Annotated in this window: 7 protein-coding genes; all 7 read left to right on the top strand. The window is 45.4% G+C overall.

The features are described from left to right. Positions 1-98 precede the first annotated feature (98 nt). Positions 99-3,920, top strand: a complete 3,822-nt coding sequence (locus JEQ21_RS06420; RefSeq protein WP_199364598.1) for a pullulanase — start codon at positions 99-101, stop codon at positions 3,918-3,920. 292 nt (positions 3,921-4,212) lie between these two features. Further along, positions 4,213-4,347, top strand: coding sequence for a hypothetical protein (locus tag JEQ21_RS10115; RefSeq protein ID WP_267904632.1), 135 nt, complete (start codon positions 4,213-4,215; stop codon positions 4,345-4,347). A 154-nt stretch (positions 4,348-4,501) separates the two neighbouring features. Continuing rightward, on the top strand, positions 4,502-5,173 hold the full coding sequence (rpiA, locus tag JEQ21_RS06425; RefSeq protein WP_196091926.1) for a ribose-5-phosphate isomerase RpiA: 672 nt from the start codon (positions 4,502-4,504) through the stop codon (positions 5,171-5,173). Between the two features lie 13 nt (positions 5,174-5,186). Beyond that, the gene (locus JEQ21_RS06430; RefSeq protein WP_199364599.1) at positions 5,187-6,398 is read left to right on the top strand and encodes a phosphopentomutase; all 1,212 of its coding nucleotides are present in this window, start codon (positions 5,187-5,189) and stop codon (positions 6,396-6,398) included. A gap of 13 nt (positions 6,399-6,411) precedes the next feature. After that, positions 6,412-7,221 (top strand): purine-nucleoside phosphorylase, encoded by an 810-nt coding sequence (locus JEQ21_RS06435; protein WP_196091928.1) that lies wholly within the window; start codon positions 6,412-6,414, stop codon positions 7,219-7,221. A gap of 150 nt (positions 7,222-7,371) precedes the next feature. After that, a complete protein-coding gene (gene deoD, locus JEQ21_RS06440; RefSeq protein ID WP_199364600.1) occupies positions 7,372-8,082 on the top strand; it encodes a purine-nucleoside phosphorylase in 711 nt (236 codons plus the stop codon). A 43-nt stretch (positions 8,083-8,125) separates the two neighbouring features. Continuing rightward, the gene (gene rlmD / locus JEQ21_RS06445; protein WP_199364601.1) at positions 8,126-9,478 is read left to right on the top strand and encodes a 23S rRNA (uracil(1939)-C(5))-methyltransferase RlmD; all 1,353 of its coding nucleotides are present in this window, start codon (positions 8,126-8,128) and stop codon (positions 9,476-9,478) included. Positions 9,479-10,299 lie beyond the last annotated feature (821 nt).

Here is a 10,299-nt window from a genome sequence, read left to right on the forward strand (position 1 = left end):
CCCAGGAATGCGATTTTCTATCTCTTCCAAGAAATCGTTTGCAATCCATCTCTAAAACGCTTACAATAGTATCAGAAATACATCCTTAGGAGGAATTTATGAAGAAGTTGAATGCGCAGGAGATTTTCTCCATTCGGAAATTCTCAACAGGGATTGCGTCTGTTGGGATTGCAATGATCTTCATGGGTGGTCAGGTGGCTGCGGATGAGGTCACAGAGTCTGAGCCTGTAGTGCAGGATCAGGGAGTAGAGAACAAGGAAGGTGAGGCTCCGGCTGTTTACCAGGCTGAGCCGGTTGTGGAAGAGTCAGTATTGATTGACAATCCGGTGCCTGAGAAATCTGCTGAGATGCCAGATTCTCAGGCTCAGAGGTCGGAGGTTGCAGATGTTCCTGTTTTGGGTGAAGGCAAGAGTGTCCCGATTGAGGAGGGGAGCTTTCGTGTTCATTTTAAAGAGCTGCCTTCAGATAATCTGGACAGTTTAGGTTTGTGGTCCTGGGATGATGTGGAGGTGCCGTCGTCTGATAAGGGGAGCTGGCCTACGGGGGCTACGAGTTTTGCGCTGGCTGGTCGTGATGACTACGGGTATTACATGGATGTCCGGATGAAGGGGGAGCGGGCTAAAAAGATTAGTTTGTTGATTAATAATACTGCTGGTGAAAATTTAACTGGGGACAAGACGATTGAGCGGATCAGTTCGGATATGAACCAGGCGTGGTTTGATCAGAACTTTAAGCTGAGTCTGTATAAGCCTTTGCAGGAGGGCTATCTCCGGATTAACTATTTCCGGATGGATGGTAATTATGATCAGAAGAGTCTTTGGCTTTGGGGTGATGTTGCAGATGTTCAGATGGGTGATTGGCCGGATGGTGTGGATTTTGAGCATCGGGGTCAGTATGGTGTTTATCGAGATGTGAAGCTGACAGAGTTGGCAAATTCAGTTGGTTTTCTGTTATTGGATGAGAGCCAATCTGGGGATGCGGTGAAGATTCAGCCTAAGGATTACAATTTCTCTGATTTGAAGAATCATACGCAGATTTTCCTCAAGGATGATGATGCGACGATTTATACCAATCCATATTACATCAATGATGTTCGAGTGTTAGGGGCTGCCCATAATCGTCTCGATTCCTTGGAAGCAACATTCACAACTTTGGATGGCGTCAGCAAGGAAGATTTATTGGAAAAACTATCTGTTGTAGATAAGGACTCCAAGTCTGTAGTGATTCGTGACTTGATTCTGGATTCTGAGAGTAAGAAGGTTCAGCTTTTAGGTGATTTTTCTGCAGAGGGAGCGGGTTATACGCTCAAGTATGGAAATGATACCTTCCCAACTAAGATGGGCTGGCAGCTCAAGGATCAGCTGTATGGCTACCAAGGTGAGCTAGGTGCTCGTGTTTCTGAACAGGGGCGGGTGGTTGATTTAACCTTGTGGTCTCCTAGTGCGGAGCAGGTGGATCTAGTCTTGTATGACAAACGTGACCCTAATCGGGTAGTTGGCACGCTGCCCTTAACCAGAGGAGATAGGGGGCAGTGGGATCTTCAATTAAATCTTTCTTCCGGATTGGGAATCGAAGATTATCGGGGATACTTCTATCATTATCAAATCACGCGCCAAGGTGAAACGGTCTTGGTACTGGATCCGTATGCCAAATCCTTAGCTGCTTGGAATAGTGAGTTGGCGGATCAAGGTTCGGCCAATCGGGTTGCTAAGGCGGCCATTGTGGATCCGAGTGAGGCTGGGCCAACGGGCTTGAGTTTCGCGTCTATTCCCAACTTCAAGCAAAGGGAAGACGCTGTGATTTATGAGGCCCATGTTCGAGACTTCACTTCTGATCCAGCGATTGCTGGGGAATTATCCCATCAATTTGGAACCTTTGCGGCTTTTGCGGAACGGTTGGCTTATCTAAAGGAATTGGGTGTAACGCATATTCAACTCTTGCCAGTCATGAGCTATTACTTTGTTAATGAGTTGAAGAATGGGGAGCGCTTGGCAGAGTATGCGTCATCCAATAGTAACTACAACTGGGGTTATGATCCACAGTCCTACTTTGCCCTTGGTGGGATGTACTCCACAAATCCGAGTGATCCGATGAAGCGGATTCAAGAATTCAAGAATTTGGTTCATGAAATTCATAAGCAAGGCATGGGGGTTATCTTAGATGTCGTCTATAACCATACGGCCAAAACCTTCCTCTTTGAGGATTTGGAGCCCAATTATTACCACTTTATGGAGAGTGATGGGACGGCTAAATCGAGTTTTGGCGGGGGACGTTTGGGAACTACCCACCACATGAGTCGTCGGGTTTTGGTGGATTCCATTAAGTATTTGGTGGATGAATATAAGGTTGATGGTTTCCGTTTTGATATGATGGGGGACCATGATGCTGAGGCGATTGAGCTAGCCTTTGCGGAAGCTAAAAAACTCAATCCAAATGTCATCATGCTTGGAGAAGGTTGGCGAACCTTTACAGGCGACACCAATCAGCCGGTTAAGGCAGCGGATCAGGATTGGATGAGTTCAACCGACACAGTGGCGGTCTTCTCGGATGAGATTCGGAACACGCTCAAGTCCGGCTATCCAAATGAAGGACAACCCGCCTTTATTACAGGAGCACCTAAGAATCTGGAGTCTGTCTTTAACAATATCAAGGCTCAGCCGGGGAATTTCCTAGTGGACGATCCAGGGGATGTTATTCAATACATTGCGGCCCATGATAACTTAACCCTCTTTGATATTATCGCCCAATCCATTAAGAAGGATCCAAGCAAGGCGGAGAATGCGGCGGAAATTCATCAACGGCAGCGCTTGGGCAATCTGCTTGTGCTTACTTCCCAAGGGACACCTTTCATCCATTCTGGGCAGGAGTATGGTCGCACCAAGCAGTTCCGCCATCCGGATTATCGTTATCCGGTATCAGAAGAGAAGGTTCCCAATAAGGCCCATTTGCTGACCAATGCAGGTGGTAGTCCTTTCGCTTATCCTTATTTCATCCATGATTCTTATGACTCATCGGACGCTGTGAATAAGTTTGACTGGAGCAAGGCGATCAATGCCAAGCTCTATCCAGATAATGTCCGTACCCATGAATTCACCAAGGGACTCATTGCCTTGCGGAAGTCCAGCGATGCCTTTCGTTTAGGGACAAAAGAAAAAGTGGATAAGAATGTGACCCTATTGACAATCCCAGGCCAAAACGGCATTGACAGCGAAGACCTGGTCATCGGTTATCAGACCGTCGCCAGCAACGGTGATCGTTACGCGGTCTTTGTCAACGCCGATAGCAAGGAGCGTACCTTTGTCCTAAGCGAAGCAACCCGTGACCTTTTACAAGGGCAAGTCCTTGTTGATGGTACGCGTGCAGGTACACAGGCTCTGACGAACCTTCAAGGAGTCAGTCTTGGTCAAACTAGTCTAAGCTTGGCTCCATTGACAGCTACCGTCCTCTTGCTTCGTGCCCAAGCAGAGCAAGAACAAACGACAACCAAAGAAAAGGTGCTCGAAAAGCAGTTACCAGTTGAGGAAGAGGTCGTCTATGATTCCAAACTCCCTCAAAGCCACAAACAAGTACTCCAAGAAGGGCAAGCAGGCAAGAAAATCAGTCGCTATCTGGAAACCTGGAAAGATGGGCAGTTGATTGAAAGCGTTCTGGTATCGGAAATAATCGAAACTGGTCAAAAACGGATTGTAGTGGTCGGTACTGCAAGACTGAAAGAAGATGATCAGACCAAAGACAATCCTACAACCCAAGAAAATCCAAGTAAGACAGCAACAATGCCGGAACAAGCTTCAGCAATCGAACAAGCAACTGAAGGTGAGGACAAGCTTCCAAATACAGGGGAGCAAACTAGCCTCCTCGCCTTACTTGGAGTGAGTTCAGCAGCAATCAGTGCAGCACTCCTCAGGAAAAAAGAGGAGTAACCCTGTACACTAAAATAAACGTAAGCGCCCAATAACAAGGTCTCTTCAAATGGACTAGAACTCCAGCTATACTAGTCTTATAGTCTTTTAGTACAAGGCAGCGAGTCGCAGACAGCTCAAAATCTTGAGGAAGATTTTGAGCTTGTTGATAAAACTTTTGAAGAAAGTTTCAATGAAGTACGGCAAGACGAGCTAACACAGTAATAAAAGATAAACTAAAAGAGTATACTTGAGGAAGCGGCGTTACCAATGCAGTTCTTGCAAGAAGGTTGTCGTTTCAACAAGGCCGCTGATGCAAAAGACGACTCAAATTTCGATCATTCTGATGGAGGAGATTAAAGCCCTTGCAGATCAAGGTTACAGTATTAAGAAGATTACAGATCTCCTGCCAGTTTTTTCAGCCACGGTGATCCGTGTTTTGAAATAGCTGGAAGCGATTGCGACTTCCGTCCCCTGCCATACCAAGCGGGGGATTTTTTTGATATAATGGAGGTAATTGAAAAGAGATTCCCATCTCCGCTCAAGGTCGGCACGCCCATTTCAGATCTTGTTCTGAAATCCGTTTAGTTGTAGGAGTTTTTATGGAAAAGTTAAAGGAGCAAGCGGGGATTCACGCGGCTAGTTATGTCGAAAATGGCATGATCGTTGGTCTAGGGACCGGGTCAACAGCCTATTATTTTGTTCAAGAACTGGGCCGGAGGGTCCAGGAGGAAGGGCTGGAGATTGTGGGGGTGACCACGTCGCACCGGACTGCTGAACAGGCTGAAGGTTTGGGGATTCCGCTGAAGACCATTGACCAAGTCCTGTCTGTAGATGTGACAGTAGACGGAGCAGATGAAGTGGATCCAGATCTCAATGGAATCAAGGGTGGTGGCGGTGCCCTCTTGATGGAGAAGGTGGTAGCCTTGCCGACCCAGGAGTATATCTGGGTAGTCGATGAATCTAAGTTGGTTGAGCATCTAGGAGCCTTCCCGCTTCCTGTTGAGGTGGTCCGCTATGGGGCCCAGCAGGTCTTCCATCGCTTTAAAGAACGGGGCTACCAACCGACTTTCCGGATGGTGGATGGGGACTATTATGTAACGGATATGCAAAACTACATCATCGATTTGCATCTGGAGCAGATTGAGGATCCCTTGGCCTTGGCCGAGGAGCTAGACCGGATGGTGGGTGTTGTAGAGCATGGTCTCTTTAACCAGATGGTCCAGCGTGTGGTGGTTGCTGGTCAAGATGGTATTCGTGAAATTACAAAATAAGAGGAGTAGCAAGATGTCAAAATTTGATCGTATTCATGTGGTTGTCATGGACTCTGTGGGAATTGGCGAAGCACCAGATGCTGCTAATTTCTTCAATGCCGGAGAACCAGATACAGGTTCCGATACCATCGGACATATTTCAGAAACGGTTGGACTCAAGGTTCCTGAAATGGAAAAAATGGGTTTGGGAAATATTCAACGTCCTGAACCCTTGAAAACGGTAGCAGCTGTTGAGAATCCAACGGGTTATGTGACCAAGTTGGAAGAACAATCCCTTGGAAAAGATACCATGACGGGTCACTGGGAATTGATGGGCTTGCACATCACTGAACCGTTTGATACTTTCTGGGATGGTTTCCCAGAGGACTTGCTCCAAAAAATTGAAGAGTTCTCAGGCCGTAAGATTATTCGTGAGGCAAACAAACCGTATTCTGGAACCGCTGTGATTGATGATTTCGGACCACGTCAGATGGAAACGGGTGAGTTGATTGTCTATACTTCTGCGGACCCTGTTTTGCAGATTGCGGCTCATGAAGATATTATTCCATTGGAGGAACTATACCGCATTTGTGAGTATGCGCGTTCGATTACCCTTGAGCGCCCAACTCTCTTGGGACGGATTATTGCCCGTCCTTATGTAGGAGAACCAGGTCATTTTACCCGGACAGCCAACCGGCATGACTACGCAGTTTCTCCATTTTCTCCAACCGTATTGGACAACTTGAAAGAAGCTGGGGTTCCAACTTATGCAGTTGGAAAAATTAATGATATTTTCAATGGTTCTGGGATTTCCAACGATGTTGGGCACAATCAATCCAATGAACACGGGGTTGATCAGTTGGTTGAAACCTTGAAGAACCCTGTATTTACAAAAGGTTTGTCCTTCACAAACTTAGTAGACTTTGATGCCCTCTTTGGTCATCGTCGTGATCCAGAAGGGTACCGTGATTCCTTGCAAGAGTTTGATGCGCGTATTCCTGAAATTATTGCCAATATGGGGGATAAGGATCTTCTCATGATTACCGCTGACCACGGCAATGATCCGACCTTTGTGGGAACCGATCATACTCGCGAATATGTACCTCTCCTGCTTTTCAGTAAGAGCCTAGAAGGAAGTGGTCACATTGAAGTGGGGAACTTTGCGGATGTAGCCGCTACTATTGCAGATAACTTTGGCGTGAAGCCATCCATGATTGGATCTAGTTTTTTGGATCAATTAAAATAAGGAGAATCTGGGAATGACATTGATGGATAAGATTAAAGAGACAGCTGCTTTTCTACAGGACAAGGGAATCTCAGCCCCTGAATTTGGGTTGATTCTGGGTTCAGGCTTGGGTGAATTGGCAGAAGAAGTGGAAAATGCCATTGTTGTTGACTATGCAGAAATTCCCAACTGGGGTCAGTCCACAGTTGTCGGACATGCTGGTAAGCTGGTCTATGGGGATTTGGCAGGCCGTAAGGTGCTAGCTCTCCAAGGACGTTTCCACTTCTATGAAGGAAATCCGATGGAAGTCGTGACCTTCCCGGTTCGTGTTATGAAAGCTCTTGGCGCAACAGGGATCATTGTAACCAATGCGGCTGGAGGAATTGAGTATGGCCCAGGTTCCTTGATGCTGATTTCTGATCACATTAACATGACCGGTCAAAACCCATTGATTGGGGAAAACTTGGAAGAATTTGGTCCACGCTTCCCAGATATGTCAGATGCTTATACAGCAGCTTACCGCTCTCGAGCTCGCAAGGTAGCAGCGGTCTTGGACATTGAACTTCAAGAAGGTGTCTATCTAGGAGTTACAGGCCCTACCTATGAAACACCAGCCGAAATCCGTGCCTACCAAACTATGGGAGCTAGTGCCGTTGGGATGTCAACCGTTCCAGAAGTCATCGTAGCTGCCCACTCAGGAATGAAAGTTTTGGGGATTTCAGCCATTACTAACTTTGCTGCAGGCTTCCAAGCTGAACTCAACCATGAAGAAGTGGTGGAAGTGACCCAACGCATCAAAGAAAACTTCAAGTCTTTTGTCAAGGCTGTTTTAGCAGAACTGTAAAATTGAATTTTCGGAGGTCAAAGAGTCAGGAATTGACTCTTTGAGTTTCTGGATAAGAGAACATCAATCAACCACTGCGTTAAAGTTACTTCACGAACTAAAATAGGAAGGTTGAGAATCTGGTCTCAACCTCCTTTAAAAGGAGAAATCATGTCAATCCATATTGAAGCCAAAGCAGGCGAAATTGCTGATAAAATCTTACTTCCTGGGGATCCTCTTCGGGCCAAATTTATTGCAGAGAACTTTTTAGAAGATGCTGTCCTCTTTAACCAAGTCCGTAATATGTTTGGCTATACTGGGACTTACAAAGGTCATCGTGTCAGTGTGATGGGGACTGGAATGGGAATGCCCTCCATTTCTATCTATGCGCGGGAATTGATTGTTGATTACGGGGTTAAAAAGTTAATCCGTGTGGGGACTGCTGGTTCCCTATCAGGAGATGTTCACGTTCGTGAATTGGTTCTAGCTCAAGCAGCTGCAACCAACTCTAACATTATTCGGAACGACTGGCCCATGTATGACTTCCCACAAATTGCTAGCTTTAATTTGCTAGATAAGGCTTACCACATCGCCAAGGACATGGGCTTGACGACCCACGTAGGAAGTGTTCTATCCTCTGATGTCTTTTATTCTAAGTTCTTCAAGGAAAACCTTGAGCTTGGAAAACTTGGAGTCAAAGCCGTTGAAATGGAAGCCGCAGCCCTCTATTACCTGGCTGCACAACACAATGTTGAAGCTTTAGGAATTATGACCATTTCAGATAGTCTTGTAAATCCTGAAGAAGATACAACCGCAGAAGAACGCCAAAACACCTTCACCGATATGATGAAGGTTGGTTTGGAAACCTTGATTGCTGAATAAGAAAGTGGAGCCCCAGGCTCCACTTTCTTAATGGGAGAAAACGTTGGAAAAAAATCAAATTGTAGAAGTAGAAATTGTAGATCTCAGTCATGAAGGGCAGGGAATTGCCAAGGTAGACGGTCGTGTCTTTTTTGTAGACAATGCCCTTCCTGGAGAAGTCATTCGCATGCGAGTCCTTAAGGTCAACAAGAAAATCGGTTACGGTAAGGTAGAGGATTGGCTACAAGTTTCACCTCATCGAAACCAGGAAACCAACTTGACCTATCTTCGAACTGGGATTGCTGACCTGGGCCATCTAAATTATGGTCAGCAATTGCTGTTCAAGCAAGGCCAAGTGAAGCAGAATCTGAAAAAGATTGCTGGACTAGATCATGTAGCAGTTGCCCCAACCCTAGCAGCAGACTCCCCTCTAGCCTATCGCAATAAAGCTGCCGTACCTGTTCGCCGGGTCCAAGGACAACTGGAAAGCGGTTTTTTCAGAAAAAACTCTCATGACTTGATTTCCATTGAAGATTTTTACATTCAAGAAAAAGAAATCGATGCGCTAATCTTGGCGACCCGAAATCTCTTGAGACGCTTGGATTTAAAACCTTATGATGAGAAAGAAGGGACTGGGCTGATTCGTAATATCTTGGTGCGCCGTGCCCATTATACGGGTCAAATGATGCTGGTCTTGGTCACCACTCGCCCCAAGGTCTTCCGGATCGAAGTCTTGATTGAGCAACTGACCAAGGAATTTCCAAATCTGGTTTCAATCCTCCAGAACATCAATGACCAAAAGATCAATGCCATTCTGGGCAAAGAATTCCGCCTCCTCTATGGGAAGGAAACGATTGTAGACCAGATGTTGGGCAATGAGTTTGAAATCTCCGCCCAATCCTTCTACCAGGTTAACACCCCAATGGCTGAAAAACTCTACCAAGTTGCCATGGATATGGCACAACTCAAGGCCGATGACATCGCTATCGATGCCTATTCCGGAATCGGAACCATCGGACTATCCCTAGCCAAACAAGTCGAGCACGTTTACGGAGTTGAAGTCATCCCCAAAGCCGTCGAAGACAGCCAGAAAAATGCCCAACGCAATCACATCGACAATGTGACCTACGTCTGCGACCAAGCCGAAACAGCCATGCAAAACTGGGTGGAACAGGGAATCCAGCCAACCGTCATCTTTGTTGACCCACCACGAAAAGGCCTCACCCCAAGCTTTATCGAAAGCAGTGCCCAAGTCCAACCAGATCGCATCGTCTACATCTCCTGTAACTCTGCCACCATGGCGCGTGATGTGAAACACTACGAAGAACTTGGCTACAAGTTGAAGGAAGTTCAGCCGGTGGATTTGTTTCCGATGACGCACCACGTTGAGTGTGTTTCTCTGCTCGTAAAAGCCTAGAAACCTTTGAACGAAAGGGATAATGAAAAGCCTTGATTGCAAGGCTTTTTGTCGTATGGGGGGAAGTATTAGAATGAGAGTTAAGATTGAATGAGTAGGTTTGATAGCTTGATGTTTGAGTGATTTATTTCCATAAACCCTAGAGGGTATGGAGTTGTTTCCATATACTAGGGGTCAGTGGGAATAAACGTCCCCCCCATAATCTGTTTATAAAAAACTTTTTATCTGGAGAAATAGCGATGTATTAAGTTACACACTTACGATGTTAACATAGAAAATTTAGGACAAAAATATTGATAGCAACAGAAATCAGAATAAGCTAATTGATACAATAGAGTATAAAGAAAGCCTTGGAAATAGCAGTTTCCAAGGCTTTTTAGCTGTCTGTATATAGCTTTCAGACCATTGGGGATGATGCGTTTCGTTGAAAACCCTTAATCTGTAAATCGTTAAATTGTACGCTAATTGTAGTGAGTAGCTGTGAGTGAAAACACCTAGATACTTTTGTATTATAAGGAAATATCCAGAATGAGAGATGAATTTAAGGAATTAGATAAAGTAGGTAAAAGTAAAATTTGAGTTAATCTATTTTCATTGACTCAATATTCCAATTTTTATCGCCCAATTTATAAATCATTACAAAGAATAGTAGCTTAGGTGCCATATGTGTCTCTTATAATTGATATTAACAATTTGGATTTCAGTCAATATCTTGGACAGTTTTTGATAGAATTTTGTGCGTTCTAGGCGCCCCGTGGTTGCCTGGCCTCCTTTTTCTAGTTAGTATCTTTCAGAAACTAACTAGAAAAAAGAGGGTAAAT

The sequence above is a fragment of the Streptococcus sp. 121 genome (assembly GCF_016458205.1).
Lineage (GTDB): Bacteria > Bacillota > Bacilli > Lactobacillales > Streptococcaceae > Streptococcus.

Bases quoted from the DNA above. Each gene is read 5' to 3' on its own strand.
- JEQ21_RS06420 (WP_199364598.1), top strand. From the start codon at position 99: ATGAAGAAGTTGAATGCGCAGGAGATTTTCTCCATTCGGAAATTCTCA.
- JEQ21_RS10115 (WP_267904632.1), top strand. From the start codon at position 4,213: ATGCAAAAGACGACTCAAATTTCGATCATTCTGATGGAGGAGATTAAA.
- rpiA (WP_196091926.1), top strand. From the start codon at position 4,502: ATGGAAAAGTTAAAGGAGCAAGCGGGGATTCACGCGGCTAGTTATGTC.
- JEQ21_RS06430 (WP_199364599.1), top strand. From the start codon at position 5,187: ATGTCAAAATTTGATCGTATTCATGTGGTTGTCATGGACTCTGTGGGA.
- JEQ21_RS06435 (WP_196091928.1), top strand. From the start codon at position 6,412: ATGACATTGATGGATAAGATTAAAGAGACAGCTGCTTTTCTACAGGAC.
- deoD (WP_199364600.1), top strand. From the start codon at position 7,372: ATGTCAATCCATATTGAAGCCAAAGCAGGCGAAATTGCTGATAAAATC.